Consider the following 25,073-nt stretch of genomic DNA (forward strand, 5'->3'; position numbering starts at 1 on the left):
GTGTGTCAGATGCCGCAGTTCGGCGCCGACCAGAAGTGGCTGGGGCCCTGGTTGACGTGGACGTGGTCGCCGTGGTCCGGGTAGCCCGGGCCGAGGATCCCGTTGAAGCCGTGGTTGCGGGCCTCCTTGGCGAGGGTGCACAGGGCGTGCGGTCCGGCGCCGAGGTCGGCCGCGTCCCCGTACAGATGACGGCTGTTGGACGCGCCGCCGACCGCACTGTTGCAGGAGGTGGAGCGGAAGCCGCTGGTGATCCGGATCGACTGGTCACCGAGCGCGTGCCGCAGCGCCTCCAGCTTCCACATGGTGCTCAGGGCATTGGCCTTCGCCGTGCCCGCCGCGACGGCACCACCCGCCCAGGTGGTGTTGCACTGGTTGTGCTCGGCGTACGTGAAGTGGATCGGGGTGCAGTCGTTGTCCTGGAGCTCATAGATCTTGGCCTGGGTGGCCGGGCCCGCGATGCCGTCGGCGGCGAGGCCGTAGGCGGCCTGGAAGCGCTTGACGGCGGCAGTGGTGGCCGGTCCGTAGGAGCCGTCGACGGCGAGCACGGAGTTGTAGCCGGGGTAGCCGGCCACGCGTATCTGGAGCTGGACGACGTCATTGCCGGTGGCGCCGGGGGACAGTGTGCGGGTCCAGGTGTAGCAGCCGTCGGCCTGTGCGGTGCCGGCGGTCACCACGGCCCCGCTCAAGGCGAAAGCCATGGTCATGACAAGACCTAGCAGAAGTCGTGCGGTATGTCTGAGCATGAGGGGGCTCCCTACCACGACGGAGATGTGGTGAGAGAGCTTGTCGGACGAGTTGACGCGCGTCAACTGCACATGGACAAACGACAGTTGACGATCCACCCAGGGACAGAAACGCCGGGCCCGGCCGCCCTCGCAAGGGAGACCGGGCCCGCCCGGTGGGAACCGGATGCGCTCAGTCGTTCGGCACGGTCTCATAGCGCGGCGTGTTCTCCGCCATCTGCCGCAGCGCGTCCTTGCGGTCCCGCTTCGAGAGCCGGTCGATGTACAGGTAGCCGTACAGGTGGTCCGTCTCGTGCTGGAGGCAACGGGCGAAGTAGCCGTTGCCGCGGATCTTGACCGGGTTGCCCTTGGCGTCCTGCCCGCGGACCACCGCGTAGTCCGGGCGGGCCAGCGAGGCGTAAGCCGTCGGGACGGACAGGCAGCCCTCGTTGGAGTCGTCCAGGACCCGGTCCTCGGGCGCCAGCTCCTCCAGCACCGGGTTGCAGACGGCGCCCACGTGCCGCACACCGTCGTCGTCCGGGCAGTCGTAGACGAAGACCTTCAGGTCGACGCCGATCTGGTTGGCGGCAAGGCCCACGCCCTCCGCCGTCCGCTGGCTCGCGAACATGTCGTCGATCAGCCGGCCCAGCTCGTCGTCGAACTCGGTGACGTCCTTGCACTCCTTGTGCAGTACCGGGTTGCCCACGACCGTGATCGGACGGGAGGTGCCGCGCTCACGATGTGCTGCCTCGCGCGCCTCACAGTCCTCGGTGTCCACGACGAATCCTTCGTCGTCGACGCTGATCTGCTCGTCCGTCTCCTGCTGCGCCATGTCCGCCGTACGCCTTCCTCAAAACCTGAAACCCGGACACCCGATGGACCGGGGCCCGGGCACCCGAGCACCGCGATCGGTGCCCGTACAGCCTACGGGCACCGGTCAGCAGACTTCTTCGAGATCCCGCCACTCACGGCTTTCCGGGCTGTCCGCCACCCAGCCGTCCAGCAGTCCGCGCACCAGTCCGGCCGGTGCCGCTATTCCGCACTCGCGCTCGGGCACCCACAGCTCACCGGCGGTGCGGTGCCCCAGCGGACCCGGATGCCCCGGCTCGCTGTGGTCGTGCGGGTCCAGGTGCTCGCCGTCGCCCTCGTCGCTCTCCATCCGGCTCTCCGAGCAGGCCCGGCAGAGCAGCCGCACGGAGGACGACCAGTCCTCGGCGGCGAACCCGGCGTCGGACGCCAGCTGCTCCAGGGCGTCCCGGTCCGCCTCGGTGGCCGCTTCGAGCAGCACGACCCAGGTGGGTACGGGGGACGGCGCCCACAGCTCGATCTCGTCGAAGACGGGGTACGAGGGTCCGGCCGCGGTGACCCGCTCTCCGTGCGGCACGCCGTCGTGCAGGACGACCTCGCCCCAGCGGCGGCCGGACGACGGCAGCGGGATGGAGAGCACTTCCATCCGGGCCGGATCGAGCCTGCGGCCCCAGACGACCTCGGCCTCGCCCTCCGGCGACAGCCGTACCGCGGCGCTGCCCAGCTCCATGCCGACCGGCTCGCTGTTGGCCGCCGAGGTGTACTGGCCCGCGCCCGGCACCTTGAGGCCGTACGCCTGCCAGGCCCGGCGCGCCAGCGGCCAGTCCTGCAGCGCGGTGGCGGCGATCCCGACGTTCCACCAGTCGGGAGCACCGGATTCCTTGTCGAGCAGCGCGACGGCCCTCAGGCCGGCGGCTCTCGCCTGTTCCCAGTCATGCCGGAATTTGTGCAGCAGCGCCAGGTTGAACCATGACTCGGAGAGCCAGGGTTCCAGGTCCGCCGCACGTGTCAGCAGCGCGCCCGCATCCTCGTACCGGCCGTCGCCGATCAGCGTGAACGCGCGGTCCGTGGCCTGCCGCCAAGAGGCGGAGGGCCGATGCCGTACCTTCCCGAAGATCCTCACGATTCCCGCCTGTCCCGACTGGACACCCTCGTTTTCCGCTCCTCTTCGCATCCAACCATGCCGGGCCGGACACCCGCTCATTACCCATGGGTTACCCGGGCAGGACGGGGGTCGGACCGCCCCGGGCCAGGACCCTGGCCAGTGATTCCACGACCTCGGGCTGATAGTCGTGGCCAGTACCGAGCCTGAGTTGTTCCAGCGCACCCAGCGGCCCGATGAGACTTTCCCCGGAGAGGTCGTCGTATGCGTTGACGGCCCTGACGATCCTGGCGGACAACGGCTGCTCGCGATAGGGGTCGGCCTGCCGTTCCACCACGACGGCGACCTCGGTGTCCACCCCGGTCTGCCGGACCACGGCCCCTCCGAGCAGCGCGATGCGCCGCTGCTCGGCGGCGGACAGGGTGGCCGTCGCCCCCTCCGGGACCGGGTCGACGAGGGAGAGCTGGCCGATGTCGTGCATCAGCGCCGCGTACTCCAGCACGGTCAGCTCGCTCCCGGAGAGCCCCAGCTCACGTCCGACGGCCGTGCAGAGCACCGCGACCCTGCGGGCATGCCCGTGCGGGGTGTATCCGGCGATCTCGGTGGACCGGGCGAGCGAGGTGATCGTCTGCCGGCAGGTGGTACGCACGGCGACGAACCGGCGGAACGAGACCTGGGTCAGCAGCAGCGGCACACACAGGACGGGCAGCGCCCACAGCCCCGCGACGGCGACCCCGAGGGCCATCACGACCCCGGTCGCGCAGACCGCCGACCCGATGCCGATCAGGGCGCGCAGCTCGTCGCGGAGCAGCGGCCCGTACGGGAGGGGGGTACCTCCCATGCTCTTGAAGTTCTGGGGGACGGTGCGCGAGCGCAGCAGCAGGGCGGCGAGCACGGCGTCGCACAGGGCGGTCAGGACGAGGAACAGGAGCATGAAGAGCACGTAGTGCGGGCCCTCGTCGAACCAGTCCGCGACACGGCCGGAGTTGCACAGCGGCTGGAAGCACACGGCGGCGAAGGCGACGGTCAGGATACGGCGGGCCACCCGGTCGGGCGCGGGTCCGCTGCCGCGTGCCACATGGGGCACACAGGCGACGAGCTGTGCCGCGACGAGTACGGCTACCACCTGGAGGACGCCGTGGGTGGTGGGGCCGCCGCCGCTGCGGCCGAGGAGTGCGTACGCGAGTGCTCCGGCGGCTCCGAGCGGCGCGGGCTCGCGCTCGCCGGGAGGCGCACCCCAGCGGGCCAGTTCACCGACGGTGATGAGCACCCCGAAGGCGAGGGCGTGTCCGGGTTCGTGGACACCGTCCCAGAGGGTGTGGCCGAGCCCGGCGACGGCGAGCATCGCGGCTGCGCCGCGGACGGCGAGGACGACGGGGGGCAGCCGCGCCCCGACCCGGGTCACCGGCGACGGTCCGCGGACGTCTGCAGACCTGGGGTGCCGGAGCCGTCCGGCGGCCCCGGGCGACCCCGGACGGCTCCGGGCCGCCGAATCGCCTCGTCCGCCGTCACCACCACCGTCGCCGCCGACCACCCGTGCCGGTCCACCGCCCGCACCAGCGCCCGCACCATCTGCGGATCGAACTGCGTACCCGCACACCGCTCCAGCTCTTCCAGCGCCGCGGGCACCGGTCTCCCCCGCCGGTACGACCGGGTCGACGTCATCGCGTCGAAGGCGTCCGCCACCGCGACGACCCGTGCGAACTCGGGGATCTCCCGCCCGCTGAGCCCGTACGGGTAGCCGCTGCCGTCGAGCCGTTCGTGGTGGTGCAGAATCGCGGCCCGCGCCTCGCCGAGGAAGCCGATGCCGCGGACGATCTCGTGCCCGTACTCCGGATGCAGTTCGATCACCCGCCGCTCCTGAGGGGTGAGCGGTCCGTCCTTGCGCAGCACCCGCGTGGGAACACCGAGTTTGCCCACGTCGTGCAGGGTGCCGGCAAACCGGAGGACCTCCAGCCGGCCCTGGTCCATGCCCAGTTCGCGGGCGATGAGGACGGAGGCCTGCCCGACCCGTTCGCTGTGACCGCGGGTGTACGTGTCCTTGATGTCGACGGCCTGCACCAGTGCCCTGATGGTGGCGCGGTGGGCGGCGTGCTCGCGGTGGTACTGGGCGAAGACCCAGCAGGAGATGTACATCGGCAGCAGGACGATGAGCGCGGACAGCGGCCCGTACGGACCGCGCCACAGGACGGCCATCATCAGCCCGGCGAGGCCGTGCACCAGATGCGGTCCCAGCGAGCGGGACAGCAGTCCGCTCCAGGCACGCCGGACGGGCAGCCGTTCGGCCGCGACCAGGATGGAGCCGTCCAGAGCGGTCAGGACGAGACTGAAGACCAGGGCGGCGGCGCAGGCGGGCAGCAGGGCGTACGGGAGGTCGGGGAGCCGGTCGGGGCCGGTACCGGTGCCGCCGAGCGTGGCGGCGCCGCCGAGCAGACCGTGTACGGACGAGGCCGCCCAGACGGTGACGGCGAGCTGCGCGGTCCGCCAGACCCGCCGTGCGGTGGCGCGCGGGGCCTCCACCGGGCCGACGAGTGATCCAGGGATCGCGACCAGGGCGGCCGCGGCCGGCGGCAGCAGAAAGGCGGCGGCGAGCAGCAGCGGAAAGAACGATCCGGCGCCGATCGGCACGGAGCTCCCGAAGAAGGAGCAGCGCCCGGGGAGTTCACAGACCAGATAGAGCCCGGTGAGCAGTCCGACGGTGGCCCACGGGGTCCCGGCGCCCGTTCCCAGCGCGGGGAGCACACATGACAGGGCGACGACCGCGGCCGTCAGAATGTACGCGCGCGCCGCCCCGCGTGTGGCTCTCACCCGCCCCGCCCGCCCCCCAACATGGTCAATGAAGGCGCCAGGCTAGCGAGTTGTGTGTCCCGTCGAGCATCGATGAGCCCGATTAGCACATTCGGGTGATGTGCGCGGGACGCGGGCGGTACGGGGGCACGGCTACGCGTGACGGCCGCCCGGCGTCACTCCTTGGCGACGGTCGGCTGACCGGTCTCCGACGCCGTCACGTCCTGCTCGGGCACCGCCTGCCCCGAGCGGATCAGGTCGATCCGGCCCATCACCTTGGAGCGCAGATCGGTCGGCACGTCGTCCTGGCCGCAGCAGCGCTTCACCAGCTTCTTCACGGCCTGTTCCAGGCCGTACTTCTCCAGGCACGGGGAGCACTCCTCGAAGTGCACCTCGAACTTGGAGCAGTCGCTGTCGGGCATCTCGTGGTCGAGAAACTCGTAGAGATGATCGAGGACCTCTGAGCAGTCCGTCTCGTGCGGCTCTCCGCAGCTCATGAGCCCGAGCCTTTCCGATCGTCCGACTCTCCGGCACCGGCCGGGACGAGCCCGCGCTCACGGGCGTAGTCCTCCAGCATGCCGCGCAGCTGTCGGCGGCCCCGGTGCAGTCGGGACATCACCGTACCGATGGGAGTCCCCATGATGTCCGCGATCTCCTTGTAGGCAAAGCCCTCTACATCGGCGAGATACACGGCGATGCGGAACTCTTCGGGGATCGCCTGCAGAGCAGACTTCACATCCGAGTCGGGCAGGTGGTCGAGAGCCTGCGACTCCGCGGAGCGCAGACCGGTCGACATGTGCGACTCGGCGCGTGCCAGCTGCCAGTCCTCGATCTCCTCGGCGGCGCTGCGCTGAGGTTCGCGCTGCTTCTTGCGGTACGAGTTGATGAACGTATTGGTGAGGATGCGGTACATCCACGCCTTGAGGTTGGTGCCCTCACGGAACTGGTGGAAGGATCCGTACGCCTTGGCATACGTCTCCTGGACCAGGTCCTCGGCGTCCGCGGGGTTGCGCGTCATGCGCAGCGCGGCCGAGTACATCTGGTCGAGGAAACCGAGAGCGTCCCGCTCGAAGCGCGCATTGCGCTCGGCAGTCGTCTCCTGTGCGCGGCCGTCGTCGGTCCCTGTGTCGGTCCCAGTGACCGGACCCACCTCCTCCAACGCTGTGGCGGAGCCGAAACCGGACCCGCTCGAATCGGAGAATAGTCGACCTTGCTTCGAGACGGGCTGTCGATCCGATCCGCTCAGTGCCCGCTCGGGAGTGGTCTTGGCCGCATGCAGGACCGTCCACTCCAGGTCAGCGGCGTTCGAGCGGCGCGGGCAGATGGTCGAACCCATGCGACGGACTCCCTCTCCACATACGACGTTGATGTACCGATGTCACCCACAACAGTGGCCCCTCGCTCAACATTCCCGGGGGTGTGCCCGGGCTTCCGCAGTGGCTGTGAGCGACTTCACCCGCAGGGTGCGTACGTCAGGCGAGGGTGGACAGCCACGCGGTCACGGCGGCGGTGAGGATCTCCATCGCCTGATCCTCGGTCAAGCCGGACCTCTTCGGTACGGCGAACCCGTGGTCGCCGTACGGCACCTCGGTGATCTCGTACTTCCCCGGAGGGAATTCGGCGGGCCGCCCGAACGGGTCGTTGCCGCCCTGCACGACGAGCGTGGGTACTCCGGATCCGAGGAGCTCGTCCTTGCGGGACTTCTCCGGCTTCCCCGGAGGATGCAGCGGAAAGCTGAGCGCGAGTACGGCATGGGCACCGAGCTCCGCCGCCGTACGGCAGGCCACCCGTGCCCCGGCGCTGCGCCCTCCCGCGACGACGGGCAGCCCCGCGGCGGTGAGCGCGGGCCACAGGCCCCGCCATCCGGCGTCCAGGGTCTTCGGGGCGGGCGCGAGTTTCTTGCCGGCGACCCGCCACGGCTGCTCCACCAGGGCGACGGTCACCCCATGCGCGGGCAGCGCGGCGGCCAGGGCACGCAGGTCGCGGGTCTCGATGCCGCCACCCGCACCATGGCTGACCGCGAGCACCAGGCGGGCGTTCTTCGCGTTCTCGGCGGGCAGCCAGGTGATCCTGGCCGGCCCGGCTTCCGTGTCGACCGTCTCGGCCCTGCGGCCTGTCTCTGCAGTACTCACACACCCCATCCTGCCCGCTCGGAAGAGCCTCAGAAGAGCGTGCTCGCTTCCGGCGCGGCCAGCTCCTCCAGCAGCTCGGGACCGTTGTTGCGGACGTTGCTGACGGCCGTGGCCACCGGATAGGCCCGCATCAGCCCGCCCGGCGGCGGTGTGAGCAGCCCCTTCAGCTCCTCGATGTCTGTGCGCGACGGGTCGAGCCAGGCGTCCCACCGGTCCGGGGTCAGCATCAGCGGCATCCGGGGGTGGATGTCGGCGAGCGCGGCCGGGCCCTCGGCGGGGGCGACGGCGAGCGGGGTGGTCTCCGCCTCAGTCGTGATCACCGAGCAGGTCACCCACCAGGCCATCGGATGATCGTCCGGCAGGGTCCGGTCGCGCCAGAACTCGTACAGTCCGGCCATCGCGAAGACCGATCCGTCGGCGGGTGTCACGAAGTAGGGCTGCTTGCGCGGCCGCTTCTTCTTCCCCTTCTCCTCCAGCTGCCGCTCATCCGCACCGGTGACCCACTCGTAGTAGCCGTCGGCGGGCAGGATGCAGCGCCGCGAGACGAAGGGGCGGCGGAAGGACGGCTTCTCGTGGACGGTCTCCGCACGGGCGTTGATCATGCGTGCGGCGCCCTCGGGAGACTTCGCCCAGGACGGTACGAGCCCCCATTTCAGGGCGCGCAACTGGCGAACCGGACGCTGATCATCTGCGTCTTTCACAGGACGTTCCAGTACGGCGTAGACCTCCTTGGTCGGCGCCACATTCCAATCGGGCGCCAAGGTCTCCGCCGGTTCCCACTTCTCGACCCGGAAGAGTCCGGTCAGATCCTCGGGCCGCCGACTCGCTGCATACCGTCCGCACATAAGTGCCAGACTGCCACGACCGTCACGACGACAAGACGCCGATACCGCAAGGAGCCGCCCACGCCATGGACAGCACCGATCTGGGCAATCTGTGGGACCGCGTCTTCGGCACCCAGCCCGCGCCCGAGCAGTGGCTGGTGGTGGTGACCGGAACGCTCGCACTGATCGCCGTCGTACCGAACCCGATATGGCGGCTGAGCCGCAACGCGATCACCATCGCGCACGAGGGCGGGCACGGGCTGATCGCACTGCTCACCGGACGGCAGCTGTCCGGCATCCGGCTCCACTCGGACACCAGCGGGCTGACGGTCAGCCGCGGCAGGCCGACCGGCATCGGGATGATCCTGACCGCGGCTGCGGGCTACACCGCCCCGCCCCTGCTGGGCCTGGGCGGGGCGTGGCTGCTGGTCGACGGCAGGATCACACTGTTGCTGTGGGTGGCCACCGCACTGCTCGCGGTGATGCTGGTGATGATCCGCAATGTGTACGGGGCACTGACGGTGATCCTCACCGGGTCGGCCTTCCTGCTGGTGTCCTGGCTCGCCTCGCCCGCCGTGCAGTCGCTGTTCGCATACACCGTGGTCTGGTTCCTGCTGCTCGGCGGTGTACGCCCGGCCTTCGAGCTCCAGTCGAAGCGGCGGCACGGCGGTGCTCCGGACTCGGACGCGGACCAGCTGTCGCGGCTGACGGATGTGCCGGCCGCGCTCTGGCTGTTCCTCTTCCACGCGGTGTCGCTCTGCTCACTGATCGGCGGCGGACGCTGGCTGCTCGGCATGTGAGGGCCGGTGCCGCCCGGAGACACCTACCACGCTCGCGTTGCGTACCGCTTTCGTCTTATTTGATCGAGATTCGGGTTTGCGGTGAGCCACTAAAGTGAGGTTCATGACCGAAAGTGCCGTGCACCCCGCCCTCTGGCCCGCCCCCCGAGCGAGCGACGCCGTCGACGCGACCGTCACCGTGCCCGGATCGAAATCGGTCACCAATCGCGCCCTCGTCCTCGCCGCTCTCGCCGCCGAGCCCGGCTGGCTGCGCCGCCCGCTGCGCTCCCGCGACACCCTGCTGATGGCCGAGGCGCTGCGCGCGATGGGCGTCGGCATCGAGGAGGGCGTCGGCCCGGACGGCTCCGGCGAGGCCTGGCGGGTCATCCCGGCCGGACTGCACGGCCCCACCACGATCGATGTCGGCAATGCCGGGACGGTCATGCGCTTCCTGCCGCCGGTCGCGGCCCTCGCCGACGGCCCGATCCGCTTCGACGGCGACCCCCGTTCGTACGAGCGCCCGCTGAACGGCGTGATCGACGCGCTGCGGGTACTGGGCGCCCGGATCGACGACGACGGGCGCGGCTCGCTGCCGATGACCGTGCACGGCGGCGGTGCGCTGGACGGCGGACCGGTGTCGATCGACGCCTCCTCGTCCTCCCAGTTCGTCTCGGCACTGCTGCTGTCGGCCCCGCGCTACAACCAGGGGGTGGAGGTGCGCCACACCGGCGCGAGACTCCCCTCCATGCCGCACATCCGGATGACCGTCGACATGCTGCGGGCCGTCGGCGCCCAGGTCGACGAGCCGGAGACGGGCGGCGAGCCGAACGTCTGGCGGGTCTCCCCCTCCGCCATGCTCGGCCGCGATCTGACCGTCGAGCCCGACCTCTCCAACGCCCAGCCGTTCCTCGCCGCCGCGCTGGTCACCGGCGGCCGGGTCACCATCCCCGACTGGCCCGAGCGCACCACCCAGCCCGGTGACGCCCTGCGGGAGATCTTCACCGCGATGGGCGGCAGCTGCGAGCTGACCGAGCGCGGCCTCACGTTCACCGGTTCGGGCCGTATCCACGGCATCGACGTCGACCTCGGCGAGGTCGGCGAGCTCACCCCGGGCATCGCGGCGGTCGCGGCCCTGGCCGACGGCCCGTCCACCCTGAGCGGTGTCGCTCATCTGCGGCTGCACGAGACGGACCGGCTGGCCGCGCTCACCAAGGAGATCAACGAGCTCGGCGGCGACGTCACCGAGACCGCCGACGGGCTCCACATCCGGCCCCGGCCGCTGCACGGCGGTACCTTCCATACGTATGACGACCACCGGATGGCAACCGCGGGGTCGATCATCGGCCTTGCCGTCCCCGGAGTGGAGATCGAGAACGTGGCGACAACCGCCAAGACCCTGCCGGACTTCCCGCAGATGTGGACCGGAATGCTCGGGGCCTGAGACATGCGCCGCTACGGCAAGAACCCCGACGAGGACGACATCCGGTTCCGCCCCAACCCGAAGGGCAACCGGCCTCGCACTCATACCCGCCCGAAGCACGAGGACGCCGAGGAGGGCATGGTCCTCACCGTCGACCGCGGCCGCCTCACCTGTCTCGTCGACGGCCGTACGGTCATGGCGATGAAGGCCCGTGAGCTGGGCCGGAAGGCCGCCGTGGTGGGTGACACCGTCTCCATCGTCGGCGATCTGTCCGGCGACAAGGACACCCTCGCCCGCATCGTCCGCATCGGTGAGCGCCGCTCGGTGCTGCGCCGGACCGCGGACGACGACGATCCGTACGAGCGAGTGGTCGTCGCCAACGCCGACCAGCTGGCGATCGTCACCGCACTGGCCGATCCGGAACCCCGCCCGCGGATGATCGACCGCTGTCTGGTCGCCGCGTACGACGGCGGGCTCTCCCCGCTCCTGGTGCTGACCAAGTCCGACCTGGCCTCCCCGGACAAGCTGCTGGAGGCGTACACCCCGCTGGGCGTCCCGTTCATCGTCACCAGCCGCGAGGAGCTGGAGAACGGCGACGCGGCGGAGCGGGTCCGCGAGCAGCTGCACGACCGGGTCACCGCGTTCGTCGGGCACTCCGGTGTCGGAAAGACGACGCTGGTCAACGCACTCGTGCCGAAGGACCGGCGGCGTACCACCGGGGTCGTCAACGCGGTCACCGGCCGCGGTCGGCACACCACCACATCGGCGCTGGCGCTCCCCCTGCCCGACTACCGCGGCTGGGTGATCGACACCCCCGGTGTGCGCTCCTTCGGGCTCAACCACATCGACCCGTCCCGGGTGATCCACGCGTTCTCGGACCTGGAGCCGGGCACCGAGGACTGCCCGCGCGGCTGCACCCACGACAGCGATCAACCGGAATGCGCCCTGGATGCCTGGGTGGCGGACGGCCACGCAGATCCGGCGCGGCTGGAATCGCTGCGGCGGCTGATGTCCACCCGGGAGCGACGCGAAGGCGACTGACCCCCGGCACGTTTGCGATCTGCTGCCGCAGGTAAGTGCATAATCACGCCCAGCGGGGCAAGGCGGTCACCGACGTGGGAGGGCACTGACGATGGCGTGGCTGCTGGTCGTGGTCGCAGGACTTCTGGAGACCGGCTTCGCCGTCTGTCTGAAACTCTCGCACGGTTTCACCCGGCTCTGGCCGACCGTCGCGTTCTGCGTCTTCGCCCTCGGCAGCTTCGGTCTGCTGACGCTGTCGCTGAAGAAACTCGACGTGGGGCCCGCCTACGCCGTATGGACGGGCATCGGCGCGGCAGGCACCGCGATCTACGGCATGGTCTTCCTCGACGACGTGGTCTCCACGCTCAAGCTGGTCTCGATCTCGCTGGTGATCGTCGGAGTGATCGGACTGCAGCTCTCGGGCTCGTCCCACTGACCGCGCGTCGCGCTCACACCTCGGCAACCGTTCGCGGGAAGTGGTACGCGACGGTGTGACCGGCGTCCGCGCCGGCGTCACCCGGCCCGCGACCGCTGCTCCGCCTCGCGCACCGAGCGGTCACCCGGTCGGCCGCCACTCCGCCACCTCGCGCACCAGCGGTGCCACCTCCCCCTCCGTCCCCGATGGAGTCGGCACCAGCGCGTAACTCAGTGCGAGCCTCAGCGCGATCTCGCAGGTCGCGGCCAGTACCTCCGGGTCGTGCGGTGGCCGTCCCTCGTCGAGGGCGGCCACCGCTCGCGCTCCGACCTGGCCGAGCAGCTCGGCTGGCGTCGGCGTCCCGGCATCGGCGCGCCGCTGGGCGGGCACGAGCGATGCGGTCGGCGCCGCGGGGTGTACTGGACGGGGTAACCGCTCACCCCAGCAGCCCGTGAGCAATCCCCTGACCAGGGCATTCGCTCGAACGGCGCGGACGGTCCAGGCAGCGGTGGCCGCCAGCCTGTCCCCCGTACCGCCTGCTGATCCCAGCGCCCGGTCGACACCGGCCAGATAGCCGTCGGCGGCGCTCCGGACCAGGGCGCGGGCGAGGCCGTCCTTGCTGCCGAACTCGTTGTAGAGGGTCTGCCGGGAGACTCCGGCAGCGGACGCGACATCGACCATGCGCACCGCCGACCAGGGCAGACCGGCCAGCGCCGAGAGGGCGGCGTCCAGCAATGCGTCTCGCGCCGTGGGCATCATCGCCTCCCGCGCCAAGGGCTCTGCGTCCCAGAGTTGACGCGCTTGCGGGGACTGTCAATGGTCCGAGCGGCCGCGGGGTCCTGTAGCTCTGTTCACCTGCGGTCGATACTGTGACGACATGCCCGATTACCACGATGATCTGCGCCTCGCCCATGTGCTGGCGGACGCCGCCGACGCGGCGACGATGGACCGGTTCAAGGCTCTGGATCTCAAGGTCGAGACCAAACCGGACATGACGCCGGTGAGCGAGGCCGACAAGGCCGCCGAGGAACTGATCCGCGGCCACCTCCATCGGGCACGCCCGCGCGATGCGATTCTGGGCGAGGAGTACGGCATCGAGGGCACCGGCCCGCGGCGCTGGGTCGTCGACCCGATCGACGGCACCAAGAACTATGTACGCGGCGTGCCGGTCTGGGCGACGCTGATCTCCCTGATGGAGGCCGGCGAAGAGGGCTTCCAGCCGGTGGTCGGCGTGGTGTCGGCCCCCGCACTGAACCGGCGCTGGTGGGCGGCGAAGGGGGCGGGGGCGTTCTCCGGCCGCAGTCTGACGTCCGCGACCCGGCTGCATGTGTCGAAGGTGGAGCGGATCGCGGACGCCTCGTTCGCGTACGCGTCGCTGAGCGGCTGGGAGGAGCAGGGCCGGCTCGACGGGTTCATGGATCTGACGAGGGCCTGCTGGCGTACTCGCGGGTACGGGGATTTCTGGCCGTACATGATGGTCGCCGAGGGATCGGTCGACATCTGCGCGGAGCCGGAGCTCTCGCTCTGGGACATGGCCGCGAACGCGATCATCGTCCAGGAGGCGGGCGGGAAGTTCACCAGCCTGGACGGAGTGTCCGGCCCCGGCGGCGGCAACGCGGCGGCCTCGAACGGACTGCTCCACCACGAACTCCTGGGCTATCTGAATCAGCGCTACTGATCCGGGTCACGCCCCCCGAGGGGCGTCGCGCACCACCGCACGCCCCTCGGACGATCTCGTCCCCCCTTGTTCCGGTCACGCATCGGTGCAACTCTGAGAGTCCCCCCGCTTGTGAACTTGTGAACCGGCTCACGCAGTCGCTTCACGAAGGAGGTGGCTCTCTTCATGCTCGTCCGTGACGCCATGAGCACGCTGGTCCTCACCATCGGACCCACCCATACACTCCGCCAGGCCGCCCGGCTGATGTCGGTCCGCCGCATCGGAGCCGCAGTCGTCCTCGACCGGGACACCAGCGGGCTCGGCATTCTCACCGAGCGCGACATCCTCAACGCGGTCGGCTCCGGCCAGAACCCCGATGTCGAGACCGCCGCCACCCACACCACCACCGATGTGGTCTTCGCCGCGCCCACCTGGACCCTGGAAGAGGCCGCGGAGGCCATGACGCACGGCGGTTTCCGCCATCTGATCGTGCTGGACGACCACGGGCCCGTCGGCATCGTCTCGGTCCGCGACATCCTGCGCTGCTGGGCGCCCGCCAGGCGCCGCCACCGCGCGGAACTCGTCGGCTGAGCCCCCATGAACGTCCGGTGGGCCGGACCCCTCCGAAGAGGGAACCGGCCCACCGTCGACGACAGGCGTCCTTGTCAGCCGCGCAGGGCCTGGACCGCGGCCTCCAGACGCTTGCCGAAGTCGCCGTCCGCCTGGCGGAAGTTGTTGATCGCACGCTCGGCGATGTCATCGCGCGACACCTTGGCGATGAACCCGGCGAGGTTGTCGATCAGCCGGGCCTTCTCGTCCTCGGAGTAGAGCCGGTAGAGGTTTCCGGCCTGCACGAAGTCGTTGTCATCGGCGTGGCTCGGGGCCTCGTGCGTGCCGATCTCACCCGTGACCGAGGTGGGCTCCCACAGGGGCCGGTCCGTCTGGACCGGACCGCCGAAGCTGTTGGGCTCGTAGTTCTTCGCACCCTTGTGGCGACCGTCGTACAGGTAGCCGTCACGGCTGTTCGTCCGTGCCTCGGTGGCATGCGGACGGTTCACCGGCAGGTGGTCGGCGTTGATGCCGACGCGGTACCGGTGGGCGTCGCCGTACGCGAAGAGGCGGCCCTGGAGCATCTTGTCCGGGGACGGGCCGATGCCCGGCACGAAGTGCGCGGGGCTGAAGATCGACTGCTCGGTCTCCGCGAAGATGTTCTCCGGGTTGCGGTTGAGCTCCAGCTTCCCGATCTCGATCGGCGGGTAGTCCGCGTGCGGCCACACCTTGGTGAGGTCGAACGGGTTGAAGCGGTACGTGGCCGCCTCGGACGCGGGCATGATCTGGACCTGCACGGTCCAGGACGGGAAGTCGCCGCGCTCGATCGCCTCACGGAGATCGCGCTGGTGACTGTCCGGGTCCTCACCGGCGAGCTTGTTCGCCTCGGCCTGGGTGAGGTTCTTGATGCCCTGGTCGGTCTTGAAGTGGTACTTGACCCAGAAGACCTCGCCGGCCTCGTTGTTCCACTGGAACGTGTGCGAGCCGTACCCGTTCATGTGACGCAGCGTTGCCGGGATGCCGCGGTCGCCGAAGAGCCAGGTCACCTGGTGGGTGGACTCGGGCGACAGACCCCAGAAGTCCCAGACGTTGTCCGCCTCCTGCGAGCCGGTGTACGGGTCGCGCTTCTGGGTGTGGATGAAGTCCGGGAACTTGATGGCGTCCTTGATGAAGAACACCGGGGTGTTGTTGCCGACGAGGTCGTAGTTGCCCTCTTCGGTGTAGAACTTCAGCGCGAAGCCGCGGGGGTCGCGCACCGCGTCGGCGGAGCCGAGGTTGCCCGCGACGGTGGAGAAGCGCAGGAACGTCTCGGTCTGCTTGCCGACCTCGGAGAGGAACTTCGCCCGCGTCCACTGCGAGACGTCGCGGGTCAGGGTGAACGTGCCGTATGCACCGGCGCCGCGGGCGTGCACGATGCGCTCCGGAATGCGCTCGCGGTTGAAGTGCGCGAGCTTCTCCAGCAGCGACTGGTCCTGCACCAGGACCGGACCGCCGACGCCCGCGGTCTGGCTGTTCTGGTTGTCGGCGACCGGCGCGCCGGCCTCCGTGGTGAGCGGTCCCTGCGTCACGTGCGCCTCCTGCGTCGTTCCTGCACATTCGTCATGTCCTGCACAGCCTGTCCCTTGGCGTATGCCGATCCCGATCCTACAATGGACATAGTCCAAGTCAAGTGAACATCCAAAGTCACACCCGTTCGGGACCTGGTCCCCCCACTGTTAGGCTTGTTCCCATGAGTGACCTGTTGGAACGACTTCGCGGACGCGGCTGGCGCATGACTGCGCAACGGCGCGTCGTGGCCGAGGTCCTCGACGGGGACCATGTGCACCTGACGGCTGACGAGGTCCACGCGCGGGCCGTCGCCAAGCTGCCCGAGATCTCCCGCGCCACCGTCTACAACACCCTGGGCGAGATGGTGACGCTCGGCGAGGTCATCGAGGTCTCCACGGATCGCCGGGCCAAGCGGTACGACCCGAACGCGCACCGCCCCCACCACCACCTCGTCTGCGCGAGCTGCGGCACCATCCGCGACGTACACCCGGCGGGCGACCCACTGGCGGATCTGCCGAGCGACGAGCGGTTCGGTTTCACGGTCTCCAATGTCGAGGTGACCTACCGCGGCATCTGCCCGAACTGCGCCGCGACGACCTGAGTCCCGCCACGAAAGGCCCCGGTGCGAGCATCACGCGCACCGGGGCCTTCCGCATGAACACCCGCAGCGGCTGACACACATCCCCTGCCCCAGCCTGCGCGCACCCCCTTCCCGAATCTGACGGGTAGTCATATCGTCTGCGGCGATCACGTCCGCCCCGCGGCGGATCCGCACCTCGATACGCGCGAGGAGAGACCCGTGGGAGATCCGCACCCGACCCCACCCACAACCGCAGCCACCAGCCCCAAACTCCGCGCCGACGCGCTCACCCGCTCGTTCGGGCGCGGCGGCAAGGCACTGTCCGCCCTCGGCCCGCTCGATCTCTCCGTCGCACCGGGCGAGTTCACCTGCATCGTCGGCCCGTCCGGCTGCGGCAAGTCCACGCTGCTCAGGATCGCCGCCGGACTGCTCCGCCCCAGCTCCGGCGAGCTGTCCATCCGCACGACCTCACCCCGTCCGGCGGCGATGATCTTCCAGGACTACGGGATCTACGACTGGAAGACCGTGCTCGCCAATGTCCGGTTCGGTCTCGACATCCAGCGCATACCACGCAAGGAGGCCGACGCCAGGGCACGCGACTGGCTGGCCCGGATGGGGCTCTGCGACTTCGCGGGGGCGTATCCGGCCGCCCTCTCCGGCGGAATGCGGCAGCGGGTCGCGATCGCCCGCGCCCTGGCCGTCGAACCCGAGATGCTGCTGATGGACGAGCCGTTCGCGGCGCTCGACGCCCAGCTGCGCACGATCCTCCAGGACGAGCTGCTCGACCTCACCCAGACCACCCGTACCACCACCCTCTTCATCACCCACAGCCTCGAAGAGGCGATCGTGCTCGGGGACAGGGTGCTGGTGATGTCCGCCAGACCGGGGCGGATCATCGCCGAGCGCCGCCCGCCGTTCGGTCGGCCTCGCGCCGGCGGGGTCCGGTCGGCTCCCGAATTCACCGCACTGAAGAGCGAGTTGTGGGAACTTCTGCGCGGCGAGGTACGCAAGGAGGCGGTCCCGGCATGACCACCACCGTGAACGCCACGAAGCCCGACGACGGCGTCCTGATCCGCAGACCGGGCCCGCAGGAGCTGCATCCGGTACGCACCCACCGCAGACGCCGCGCCCTGGAACTCACGCTCGCCGTCGCCGTACCACTGCTCCTCGTGCTGCTCTGGCAACTGGCCGCTGCACAGTCCTGGATCGACGATCGGGTCTACCCCGCGCCCTCCACCATCCTGGCGGACGGCTGGGACCGGGCGGGCGCCGGTGAACTGTGGCCGGATGTGTGGGCCACGCTCAAGCGGGTCCTCGGCGGCTATGCGATCGGCACCGTCGCGGGATACGCGCTCGGCCTGCTGATGGGCTCGCTCTCACTCGTACGGGCGGCGCTGGAGCCGTTGCTCGATGCCCTGTACGTCGTGCCGAAGCTGGCCCTGCTGCCGGTCTTCCTCAATATGTTCGGCCTCGGTGAAGGGCCGCAGATCGCCCTGGTCGCCGCGACCGTCTTCTTCTTCGTCTGGATCTCCACCATGGCGGCCGTGCTCGCCGTCCCGGTCGGCCACCGTGATGCCGGTCAGGTCTTCGGCGCTTCGCCCTGGCAGATGTTCCGCCATGTGCTGCTGCCCGCGTCGCTGCCCGCGGTCCTGGTCGGGGCACGGATCGCGGCAGGGGTGGCCGTGCTCGTCATCGTCGCCTCCGAACAGATCGCCGCGGCCGACGGTCTCGGCCATCTGATCTTCGACTCCCGGGCGCTGTTCCAGAACGACGTGATGTTCGTCGGCATCGTGTGTGTGGCGGTCCTCGGTGTCGTCTTCTCCGAAGTGGTGCGGATCGCCGGGCGGCTGCTCACACCGTGGGCCCCGCGCGACCACGGCCGCAGCCAGTCCTGAACGGCTCCCCACGTTCTTCGTACGGAGGCACTGTGCGTACACACACCCCCTTCACCTGCACCGTCGTGCTCGTCACGGCATCCCTGCTCGGCGCGGCAGGCTGCGCCGGAACCGACTCCGGCGGCGACAGCGCCGCCGCCGCGCCGCGCACCGTCAAGCCCGTCGCAGGCTGTGGCGCCGGCAGCTGGACCGACCCGGCCGACCTCGCCCCCGACCGGAAACCGGCCCGCTGCGACAAGGGCGCCCCGGCGGCCCAGCTCCTGGCGAAGAAGCGGAAGATCACCGTCGCCACCGGCACCCTGAGCGCGGAGTACGTCGCTCCGCTCCAGGTCGCGGTGGCGAAGGGCGAGTTCGCGAAAGAGGGGCTGGATGTCGAACTGAAGGTGCTGCCTACCCCGGACGCGCTGCCACTGCTCGCCAAGGGCGATGTGGACGCCCAGTGGGCGGCTCCCGAGGCAGCCGTGATGAACGGCATCAACGGCGGCTTCGACATCAAGTGGGTGGCAGGGAACTTCTCCCCCGACCCCACCTCCAAGAGCGGCCTGTGGGTGCGTCTCAAGGACGGCGAGAGCGCCGATCACGTCGAGATGGCGGGCCGGAAGATGGGCACGATGATCGGCAAGGGCTCGGTCATCGCGTACCCGATGGACACCTCCCTGAAGAAGCACGGCGGCGGCCTCGACAAGATCAGCTTCCAGCAGCTCGGTTCCGCGGATGTGCTGACCGCGCTGCAGAACGGCGGCGTGGACTCGGCCTGGCTGCTCGACCCGATCTGGCGCAAGGTGGACGGCGACAAGAAGTACGCGTTCCTGGGCGGCCAGCCCGTCGGTGAACCGCTCGGCGGCCTGCTCTTCGGCCCGACGCTGCTGGACAAGGACCCGGACGCGGGCGTCGCCTTTCTCCGTGCCTACGTCCGGACGGTGAACACCTATTTCGCCGGCGATTACAAGTCCGATCCCGCCTTCGTCGCCGAGCTCGCGAAGCTGATGAAGACCGACGAGGCCACGCTGCGGTCGACCCCGTCGATGCGGATGGACTGGGAGATACGGAAGGGCACGACGGACCGGCTGCAGAAGGCGTACGCCGATTCGGGTGTCTCGAAGGGCGCCCCGGTGCCGGAGGCGAAGGCCGTCGACCGGGCGATGTACTCGGAGGCGGTGGGCCACAAGCCCTGACTCGCGCGAAGGGACAGCGCAGAAGGCCGGACCCTCTAAAGGATCCGGCCTTCTGCGTTCAGTAGCGGGGACAGGATTTGAACCTGCGACCTCTGGGTTATGAGCCCAGCGAGCTACCGAGCTGCTCCACCCCGCGTCGTTGAAACCAACAGTACGTGACGCCCTGGACCAGCGCAAATCCGTTTCTGCGGGCCGTGCGGGGCCGGCCGCACACCGCTACGCGGTCAGCTCCTGATGCAGCGCCTCGCGCAGCCGGGCAGCCCGCTCGGCGACCTCCGCCGGGCCCAGCTCGACCGCCCGTGCGCACCAGCGCTGCCCCTCGGCGAGCTCCCCGCGGCGGGCGGCCAGCAGGGCGAGGCGCAGGGCGGCCCGACCGTGCCCGTCGTTGGCGGCACGGCTCCACCACAGCGCAGCCTCGCGCTCGCTGCCCTCGCGGGCCAGCAGCAGCCCGAGGTTGAAGGCGCCGTTGCGGCTGCCCGACTCGGCGGCCTCGCGGTACCAACGGGCCGCGCTGTCCACGTCGCCACGGGCCGCCGCGAGCATCCCGACCCGCACCTGGGCGCGGCGATGCCCCTGCTCGGCGGCCCGCTCGTACCACTCCTCGCACTCGGTCTTCTCCGGCATCGGCTCGCCGAGCGCGGGAGGTCCGGGCGGCGGCTGCCGCGAGTCCAGCACCCCGGCCAGCCGGAAGGCGGCCTCGGCGCTGCCGCCGCCCGCCGCGCAGCGCAGATGGCGCTCGGCCGCCTGCTCCTCGCCGTGGTGCAGCAGGGCCATGCCGACCTGGAGCGCCGCCTCGGTGTGGCCTGCCGCGGCGGCGCGCTCGTACCAGACCAGAGCCGTCCGGTCCTCGTCGCGTCCGGCGTACAGGATGCCGAGGTTGAAGGCCGCATCGACGCTGCCCGCCTCAGCCGCCTTGGAGAACCAGGGCTCGGCACCGGTCGCGTCGCCCGCCTGGAGCAGGAGTACGGCCAGTGCGTTGGCGGCCTCGCGGTGGCCCGCGTACGCGGCACGGCGGTACCACTGCTCGGCCTGCGGCGTACGGTCCTGGGCCGCGCAGAGCAGCCCCAGGTTGTAGGCCCCGTTGACGTCGCCCGCGTCCATGGCGGCGCGGTACCAGCGCTCGGCGGTCTGCTGCTCGCCACGGGCGGCGTGCAGGGCACCGAGGGCGTTGGCGGCGTTTCCGTCACCGTCCTGGGCGGCGCGCAGCCACCACACGGCGGCGCTCTCCTCGTCGCCCGCGTCACGCAGCAGGAATCCGAGCGCGCAGGCGGCCCGCGCCTCACCGGCCTTCGCAGAGATGAGGTACCAGCGGCCGGCCTCCTTGGGCTCGCCGCGCTGTTCGAGGATGGCGCCGAGGTGCAGGGCGGCACGCCGGTGGCCACGCGCGGCAGCCTGCCGGTACCACTGCTCGGCCTCGCCCACGCGCCCGGTCGCCGGACCGGCCATGGGGCCGTCGCCCGAGCGCACCGCGGAACGGGCGGCGGCACCCGGACGACCGGCGGCGCCCGCGCCGGGGCCGGGACCCAGGCCCGGGCGGCCGAAGGCGTCGTGCGGGTCGTCGGTGGTGTTGCGGTCCAGCATGCGCGCGAGGCGGTACGCGGCCTCCCGGTGCCCCTGCTCGGCGGCGGCGCGCAGCCAGCGTTCGGCGCCGACGTCGCTGCGGTGTTCCAGCAGGTCGGCGAGGGCGTATGCACCCAGGGCATGGCCCTGCTCGGCGGACTGCCGCAGCCAGTACTCGGCGCCGGGCTCGTCGCCCCGCTCGCGGTAGTGGCGGCCGAGGGCGTGTGCGGCGGCGGCGGAACCCGCGACGGCTGCGATACGCCACCAGCCGGCCGCGTCGTCGGTGTATCCGCGCTGGTGGAGGAGGACGCCCAAGTTGTTGGCCGCGGCCCGGTCGCCGTCGGCGGTGGCCGCACGCAGGTAGGGCTCGGCACCGTCCAGATCGCCGCGGCGCAGCAGCAGGGCACCGAGGACGCTCATCGACGTGGTGTCCCCGGCGTCGGCGGCGCGACGGTGGCGCGCCTCGCTCTCGGCGCTCTCCGGGCTCTCCCGGGTCTCGGGGCTCTCCGGCGTCTCGGGATTCTCTGCGGCCTCAATGGCCCCGGCACTCCCGGCGACCCCCGTGCTCTCCGCACTCTCTGTGCTCTCGACGGTCGCGGCACACCCCACAGTCTCGGCGGTCTCGGTCGCCCCTATGATCTCAGCGGTTTCAGTGGCTTCAGTGGTCTCGCTGCTCTCCGCGGCGGCAACACCAAAAGCCGCATTCATCACGCTATCCGACCGATGAACGCGACGCTGCACAAACCGCCCTGTCTCCAACAGAGTTGCCCTGTCCCCCATAAATACCATCGTCGCACCACCTACAACCCGCGTACACCTGGTATATCGCGGCCAGTGAGGTCACTTCAGCGTTTTGTCGACATGCCCACAGAGAGATAAGTCAAACACGTTCGGGCTCAACTCGTGCCCCGCGAACCGCACTTCACACCCATCACACAAGAAAGTCGTCATGACACGACGAAGGCCCGGATCCTCGAAAGGATCCGGGCCTTCGTCCATCAGTAGCGGGGACAGGATTTGAACCTGCGACCTCTGGGTTATGAGCCCAGCGAGCTACCGAGCTGCTCCACCCCGCGTCGTTGTGTTCAAACCGTACCACGACGCGGGGGTGAGTCTTTACCGAGTTACTCAGCCACCACTGCCGGCATCGGACGCTTTATCCGCACTATCCGAATTGCCCGCAGTATTCGCACTGCCTGACTTGGGCTGGGCGGCCGCCGCACGCTGCAACGCGTCCTGCAGATCCGCCTGGGCCTTGCCGTAGGCGCTCCAGTCCTGCTTCTTCAGGGCTGCTTCGCCTTCCGCATAGGCCTTCTGCGCATCCGCGATCGCCTTCTTCAGCGCCGCGTCACCGGTGGCCGGTGGCTGCGTGGTGCCTGGTGGCCGGGTGGTCTCCGCAGGCGGCTCGGTGGTGCCTGAGCCCGTCACCCCGAAGACCGCATTGAGCGCCTCCCCGAGGCTGTTCTCGAAGACGGTCTTCGACCCGTAGGAGGCGGCGACCTTGCGCAGCAGCGGATAGTTCTGCGTGCCACCGCGCGTATAGACCGGCTCGATGTAGAGGAAGCCTCCTTCGAGCGGCACGGTCAGCAGGTTGCCGTACTCGATGTCGGAGTCGGTCCCCTTGAGGTTTCTCACGAACTCGGCGACATCGTCGTTGCCGTTGAGTTCACTCTGTACCTGACCGGGGCCCTTCACCGTGGTGGTGACTCTCAACAGCCTTATCGTGCCGTAGTCCTTGCTGGCCGCATCCGCGTCCACCGCCATGAACGCCCCGAGGTCGGGCCGCCCCTTCGGGGTGAACGTCGTCGTCAGCGAGAACTTCTGGGCCGTCTGGTCCGGCATCTTTATGCTCAGGTAGTACGGCGGGACGGCACCGGACTCCTTGTTGGTCGGGTCGTCCGGGACCTGCCAGGCGTCACTGCCGCTGTAGAACTGGGCGGGGTTGGTGACGTGGTAACGGGTGAGCAGCTCGCGCTGCACCTTGAACAGGTCCTGCGGGTACCGCAGGTGATCCCTGAGCTCCTGCGGGATGTCCGCCTTGGGCTCCACGGTCCCCGGGAACGCCTTGCGCCAGGTCTTGAGGACCGGGTCCTCGGTGTCCCACTCGTAGAGCTTGACCTTGCCGTCGTACGCGTCGACGGTGGCCTTCACCGAGTTGCGAATGTAGTTGACCTGATTCTGCTGGGCGACGACCGCACGCTGGTTGGTGGTCAGCGAGTCGGCCGTGGTGTCACCGAGCGTCGTACGGGAGGCGTACGGGTAGCCGTTGGTGGTGGTGTACGCGTCGACGACCCACTGGATGCGACCGTTCACCACGGCCGGGTAGGCGTCGCCGTCGATGGTCAGCCACGGGGCGACCGCCTCGACGCGCTCCTTGGGCGTGCGGTTGTAGAGAATCCGCGAGCCCTCGCCGATGGCCCCCGAGTAGAGGATCTGCGGCTCACTGAACGCCACGGCGTACGCGGCGCGGTTGAAGGCGTTGGAGAGACTGACCCCGCTGTTGCCCTGGTAGCTGGTGGTCTTCTCGCCGTCCTCCTCGTAGTCGAGCTCCTTCTGGGGCCCGCCGACGATGGAGTACTGCTCGGTCTTCTCGCCGTAGTAGATCCGCTGCTCGTACGTGGGGAACTCGCCGCTCGTCGGCAGACCGGACTCCGTGAAGTCCGGGGAACCCTTCGGGTTCTTGCCGGTCGTCGTGCCCCGGGCCGCGATGGCGCCGTAGCCGTGGGTGTAGGTGAAGTGGTCGTTGATCCAGTTGCGCTTGGGGATGCCGTCGAGGTTGAGCTCGCGCAGACCGATGACCGTGTCCTGGTCCTTGCCGGCGGCGTCCTTGTAGCGGTCGACGTCCAGCGTCTTGGGGAACTGGTAATAGTTCCTCTTCTGCTGGAGCTGCTGGAAGGCCGGGGAGACGACATTGGGGTCCATCACGCGGTAACTGGCGGCGTCGTCCGCACTCGCGCGCAGCTTGGCGTCGTCGTTCGTCGTGCTCTTGCCCGAGTAGTCGTCGACCTGCGCGTCGTCGATGTCGTACGCGTCACGCGTCGCTTCGATGTTCTTCCGGATGAACGGCGCTTCCTTGGCCTGCTCGTTCGGCTGGACCTGGAACTTCTGCACGATTGCCGGGTACAGCCCACCGATCAGGATCGCCGAGAGCACCATCAGACCGAGGCCGATCATCGGGAGCTGCCAGGTGCGGCGCCAGAGCGTGGCGAAGAAGAGCACGGCGCAGATCGCGGCGATGCAGAACAGGATGGTCTTCGCCGGAAGGTAGGCGTTGGCGTCGACGTACCGCAGGCCCGTCCAGTTGTCCGTGGCCTTGAAGTCGCTGGACTTCACAGCCAGGCCGTACCGGTCGAGCCAGTAGGCCACGGCCTTCAGCGCGACGAAGACACCGAGCAGCACCGACAGATGGCCGGTGGCCGCGCCGGTCGCCCGCGCGCCGGGGCTGGTGATGCGGAGGCCGCCGTACAGATAGTGGGTCAGCGCGGCAGCGATCAGCGAGAGCACCGTGGCCGCGAAGCCGAAGCCCAGCAGGAAGCGGTACCAGGGCAGGTCGAAGGCGTAGAAGGACACATCCAGATGGAACTGAGGGTCCTTCTGGCCGAATGCCACGCCGTTCACATACATCAGCCAGGTACGCCACTGACCGGAGGCGGAAGCTCCGGCGATCAGTCCGACGAGCGCGGTGATCGCGAGCAGCACCCACTTCTTGTACGGGGCGAGGCTCATCCGGTAGCGGTCCAGGCTCTGCTGTTCCAGCGACATCGCGCTCAGCGGCGGCCGGAGCCGGTGCGCGAGCCAGATGTTCAGGCCGACGGCGATCGCCATCAGCAGTCCGAAGACGAGGAACAGCCCGATCTTGGTCCACAGGGTGGTGGTGAAGACGGACGAATAATCGACCGACCGGTACCAGAGCCAGTCCGTCCAGAACCCGGCGAACATGACGAACGCCATGGCGAGAACCGCCAGGACGCCCAGTGTCATGAGCAGGGTACGGGCACGCCGGGACGGGCGGCCGACTCTGATCCGTGGCCCGGTCGGGCCTCCGCCGCGGTCCGGCATCTGGAAAGCCAACGTGCGCACCTCGAAGTTCGCGGGTCGTGT

The 25,073-nt window shown here is 69.7% G+C and carries 23 protein-coding genes and 2 tRNA genes; 10 read left to right on the top strand and 15 right to left on the bottom strand.

The window, feature by feature from the left end:
• Positions 1-5: 5 nt before the first annotated feature.
• From IEZ15_RS01330 to IEZ15_RS01370, 9 genes are all read right to left on the bottom strand, one after another.
• Positions 6-743, bottom strand: coding sequence for a D-Ala-D-Ala carboxypeptidase family metallohydrolase (locus IEZ15_RS01330; RefSeq protein ID WP_189273502.1), 738 nt, complete (start codon positions 741-743; stop codon positions 6-8).
• Between the two features lie 172 nt (positions 744-915).
• A complete protein-coding gene (gene def / locus IEZ15_RS01335) occupies positions 916-1,554 on the bottom strand; it encodes a peptide deformylase (RefSeq protein WP_114246551.1) in 639 nt (212 codons plus the stop codon).
• A 105-nt stretch (positions 1,555-1,659) separates the two neighbouring features.
• Complete coding sequence (locus IEZ15_RS01340) at positions 1,660-2,652, bottom strand: tetratricopeptide repeat protein (protein WP_114246550.1); 993 nt, start codon at positions 2,650-2,652, stop codon at positions 1,660-1,662.
• A gap of 91 nt (positions 2,653-2,743) precedes the next feature.
• Positions 2,744-3,976, bottom strand: a complete 1,233-nt coding sequence (locus IEZ15_RS01345) for an HD-GYP domain-containing protein (protein WP_189273939.1) — start codon at positions 3,974-3,976, stop codon at positions 2,744-2,746.
• 56 nt (positions 3,977-4,032) lie between these two features.
• Positions 4,033-5,439 carry an HD-GYP domain-containing protein gene (locus IEZ15_RS01350; protein ID WP_189273503.1) on the bottom strand — a complete coding sequence of 469 codons (1,407 nt, stop codon included), beginning with the start codon at positions 5,437-5,439 and terminating at the stop codon, positions 4,033-4,035.
• A gap of 155 nt (positions 5,440-5,594) precedes the next feature.
• Positions 5,595-5,915 (bottom strand): mycothiol system anti-sigma-R factor, encoded by a 321-nt coding sequence (gene rsrA, locus IEZ15_RS01355; protein WP_114246548.1) that lies wholly within the window; start codon positions 5,913-5,915, stop codon positions 5,595-5,597.
• The gene (locus tag IEZ15_RS01360; protein ID WP_189273941.1) at positions 5,912-6,568 is read right to left on the bottom strand and encodes a sigma-70 family RNA polymerase sigma factor; all 657 of its coding nucleotides are present in this window, start codon (positions 6,566-6,568) and stop codon (positions 5,912-5,914) included. Before IEZ15_RS01360 ends, rsrA begins: the two co-directional genes overlap by 4 nt.
• Positions 6,569-6,890: 322 nt before the next feature.
• Positions 6,891-7,550, bottom strand: coding sequence for an alpha/beta hydrolase family protein (locus IEZ15_RS01365; protein ID WP_373302471.1), 660 nt, complete (start codon positions 7,548-7,550; stop codon positions 6,891-6,893).
• Positions 7,551-7,579: 29 nt separating this feature from the next.
• Positions 7,580-8,395 (bottom strand): SOS response-associated peptidase, encoded by an 816-nt coding sequence (locus IEZ15_RS01370; protein WP_189273507.1) that lies wholly within the window; start codon positions 8,393-8,395, stop codon positions 7,580-7,582.
• A 65-nt stretch (positions 8,396-8,460) separates the two neighbouring features.
• On the opposite strand from IEZ15_RS01370, the gene IEZ15_RS01375 reads away from it, so the two are divergent.
• The 4 genes from IEZ15_RS01375 to IEZ15_RS01390 all read left to right on the top strand — a co-directional run bounded on the left by IEZ15_RS01375 (position 8,461) and on the right by IEZ15_RS01390 (position 12,029).
• Complete coding sequence (locus IEZ15_RS01375) at positions 8,461-9,174, top strand: M50 family metallopeptidase (protein ID WP_189273509.1); 714 nt, start codon at positions 8,461-8,463, stop codon at positions 9,172-9,174.
• A 103-nt stretch (positions 9,175-9,277) separates the two neighbouring features.
• Entirely contained in the window at positions 9,278-10,594 is a 1,317-nt protein-coding gene (aroA, locus tag IEZ15_RS01380) for a 3-phosphoshikimate 1-carboxyvinyltransferase (protein ID WP_189273511.1), read from the top strand.
• A gap of 3 nt (positions 10,595-10,597) precedes the next feature.
• Entirely contained in the window at positions 10,598-11,614 is a 1,017-nt protein-coding gene (gene rsgA, locus IEZ15_RS01385) for a ribosome small subunit-dependent GTPase A (protein WP_189273513.1), read from the top strand.
• A 91-nt stretch (positions 11,615-11,705) separates the two neighbouring features.
• On the top strand, positions 11,706-12,029 hold the full coding sequence (locus tag IEZ15_RS01390; protein ID WP_114246542.1) for a DMT family transporter: 324 nt from the start codon (positions 11,706-11,708) through the stop codon (positions 12,027-12,029).
• A 120-nt stretch (positions 12,030-12,149) separates the two neighbouring features.
• Here the strand turns inward: IEZ15_RS01390 and IEZ15_RS01395 are convergent, their stop codons facing one another.
• A complete protein-coding gene (locus tag IEZ15_RS01395) occupies positions 12,150-12,767 on the bottom strand; it encodes a TetR/AcrR family transcriptional regulator (protein WP_114246541.1) in 618 nt (205 codons plus the stop codon).
• A gap of 118 nt (positions 12,768-12,885) precedes the next feature.
• Here IEZ15_RS01395 and hisN point away from each other — a divergent pair, with 118 nt between their 5' ends.
• A complete protein-coding gene (hisN, locus tag IEZ15_RS01400) occupies positions 12,886-13,686 on the top strand; it encodes a histidinol-phosphatase (RefSeq protein ID WP_114246540.1) in 801 nt (266 codons plus the stop codon).
• Positions 13,687-13,851: 165 nt separating this feature from the next.
• Positions 13,852-14,256: a CBS domain-containing protein gene (locus tag IEZ15_RS01405; protein ID WP_114246539.1), complete on the top strand. Its 405-nt coding sequence runs from the start codon at positions 13,852-13,854 to the stop codon at positions 14,254-14,256.
• Between the two features lie 74 nt (positions 14,257-14,330).
• On the opposite strand, the gene IEZ15_RS01410 is transcribed toward IEZ15_RS01405, so the two are convergent.
• Positions 14,331-15,782, bottom strand: coding sequence for a catalase (locus tag IEZ15_RS01410; RefSeq protein ID WP_189273515.1), 1,452 nt, complete (start codon positions 15,780-15,782; stop codon positions 14,331-14,333).
• Between the two features lie 161 nt (positions 15,783-15,943).
• Here IEZ15_RS01410 and IEZ15_RS01415 point away from each other — a divergent pair, with 161 nt between their 5' ends.
• The 4 genes from IEZ15_RS01415 (at position 15,944) to IEZ15_RS01430 (ending at position 19,412) form a co-directional block, all read left to right on the top strand.
• Positions 15,944-16,363 carry a Fur family transcriptional regulator gene (locus IEZ15_RS01415; RefSeq protein ID WP_093900545.1) on the top strand — a complete coding sequence of 140 codons (420 nt, stop codon included), beginning with the start codon at positions 15,944-15,946 and terminating at the stop codon, positions 16,361-16,363.
• Positions 16,364-16,561: 198 nt separating this feature from the next.
• Complete coding sequence (locus tag IEZ15_RS01420) at positions 16,562-17,371, top strand: ABC transporter ATP-binding protein (protein ID WP_114246537.1); 810 nt, start codon at positions 16,562-16,564, stop codon at positions 17,369-17,371.
• Positions 17,368-18,237 carry an ABC transporter permease gene (locus IEZ15_RS01425; protein ID WP_189273517.1) on the top strand — a complete coding sequence of 290 codons (870 nt, stop codon included), beginning with the start codon at positions 17,368-17,370 and terminating at the stop codon, positions 18,235-18,237. The genes IEZ15_RS01420 and IEZ15_RS01425 overlap by 4 nt, the downstream gene beginning before the upstream one ends.
• A 32-nt stretch (positions 18,238-18,269) precedes the next feature.
• Positions 18,270-19,412, top strand: a complete 1,143-nt coding sequence (locus tag IEZ15_RS01430) for an ABC transporter substrate-binding protein (RefSeq protein WP_189273519.1) — start codon at positions 18,270-18,272, stop codon at positions 19,410-19,412.
• A gap of 62 nt (positions 19,413-19,474) precedes the next feature.
• On the opposite strand, the gene IEZ15_RS01435 is transcribed toward IEZ15_RS01430, so the two are convergent.
• The 4 genes from IEZ15_RS01435 to IEZ15_RS01450 all read right to left on the bottom strand — a co-directional run bounded on the left by IEZ15_RS01435 (position 19,475) and on the right by IEZ15_RS01450 (position 25,031).
• Positions 19,475-19,548: transfer RNA gene (locus IEZ15_RS01435), tRNA-Met, on the bottom strand.
• Between the two features lie 80 nt (positions 19,549-19,628).
• Positions 19,629-21,761, bottom strand: a complete 2,133-nt coding sequence (locus IEZ15_RS01440) for a tetratricopeptide repeat protein (RefSeq protein WP_189273521.1) — start codon at positions 21,759-21,761, stop codon at positions 19,629-19,631.
• 213 nt (positions 21,762-21,974) lie between these two features.
• Positions 21,975-22,048, bottom strand: a tRNA-Met gene (locus IEZ15_RS01445).
• Positions 22,049-22,100: 52 nt separating this feature from the next.
• A complete protein-coding gene (locus IEZ15_RS01450; RefSeq protein WP_189273944.1) occupies positions 22,101-25,031 on the bottom strand; it encodes a UPF0182 family membrane protein in 2,931 nt (976 codons plus the stop codon).
• Positions 25,032-25,073 lie beyond the last annotated feature (42 nt).

The organism is Streptomyces atratus (genome assembly GCF_014648655.1).
GTDB classification, from domain to species: domain Bacteria; phylum Actinomycetota; class Actinomycetes; order Streptomycetales; family Streptomycetaceae; genus Streptomyces; species Streptomyces atratus.

Bases quoted from the DNA above. Each gene is read 5' to 3' on its own strand.
- IEZ15_RS01330 (WP_189273502.1), bottom strand. From the start codon at position 743: ATGCTCAGACATACCGCACGACTTCTGCTAGGTCTTGTCATGACCATG.
- def (WP_114246551.1), bottom strand. From the start codon at position 1,554: ATGGCGCAGCAGGAGACGGACGAGCAGATCAGCGTCGACGACGAAGGA.
- IEZ15_RS01345 (WP_189273939.1), bottom strand. From the start codon at position 3,976: ATGCTCGCCGTCGCCGGGCTCGGCCACACCCTCTGGGACGGTGTCCAC.
- rsrA (WP_114246548.1), bottom strand. From the start codon at position 5,915: ATGAGCTGCGGAGAGCCGCACGAGACGGACTGCTCAGAGGTCCTCGAT.
- IEZ15_RS01370 (WP_189273507.1), bottom strand. From the start codon at position 8,395: ATGTGCGGACGGTATGCAGCGAGTCGGCGGCCCGAGGATCTGACCGGA.
- IEZ15_RS01375 (WP_189273509.1), top strand. From the start codon at position 8,461: ATGGACAGCACCGATCTGGGCAATCTGTGGGACCGCGTCTTCGGCACC.
- aroA (WP_189273511.1), top strand. From the start codon at position 9,278: ATGACCGAAAGTGCCGTGCACCCCGCCCTCTGGCCCGCCCCCCGAGCG.
- rsgA (WP_189273513.1), top strand. From the start codon at position 10,598: ATGCGCCGCTACGGCAAGAACCCCGACGAGGACGACATCCGGTTCCGC.
- IEZ15_RS01390 (WP_114246542.1), top strand. From the start codon at position 11,706: ATGGCGTGGCTGCTGGTCGTGGTCGCAGGACTTCTGGAGACCGGCTTC.
- IEZ15_RS01395 (WP_114246541.1), bottom strand. From the start codon at position 12,767: ATGATGCCCACGGCGCGAGACGCATTGCTGGACGCCGCCCTCTCGGCG.
- hisN (WP_114246540.1), top strand. From the start codon at position 12,886: ATGCCCGATTACCACGATGATCTGCGCCTCGCCCATGTGCTGGCGGAC.
- IEZ15_RS01405 (WP_114246539.1), top strand. From the start codon at position 13,852: ATGCTCGTCCGTGACGCCATGAGCACGCTGGTCCTCACCATCGGACCC.
- IEZ15_RS01415 (WP_093900545.1), top strand. From the start codon at position 15,944: ATGAGTGACCTGTTGGAACGACTTCGCGGACGCGGCTGGCGCATGACT.
- IEZ15_RS01425 (WP_189273517.1), top strand. From the start codon at position 17,368: ATGACCACCACCGTGAACGCCACGAAGCCCGACGACGGCGTCCTGATC.
- IEZ15_RS01440 (WP_189273521.1), bottom strand. From the start codon at position 21,761: ATGGTATTTATGGGGGACAGGGCAACTCTGTTGGAGACAGGGCGGTTT.
- IEZ15_RS01450 (WP_189273944.1), bottom strand. From the start codon at position 25,031: ATGCCGGACCGCGGCGGAGGCCCGACCGGGCCACGGATCAGAGTCGGC.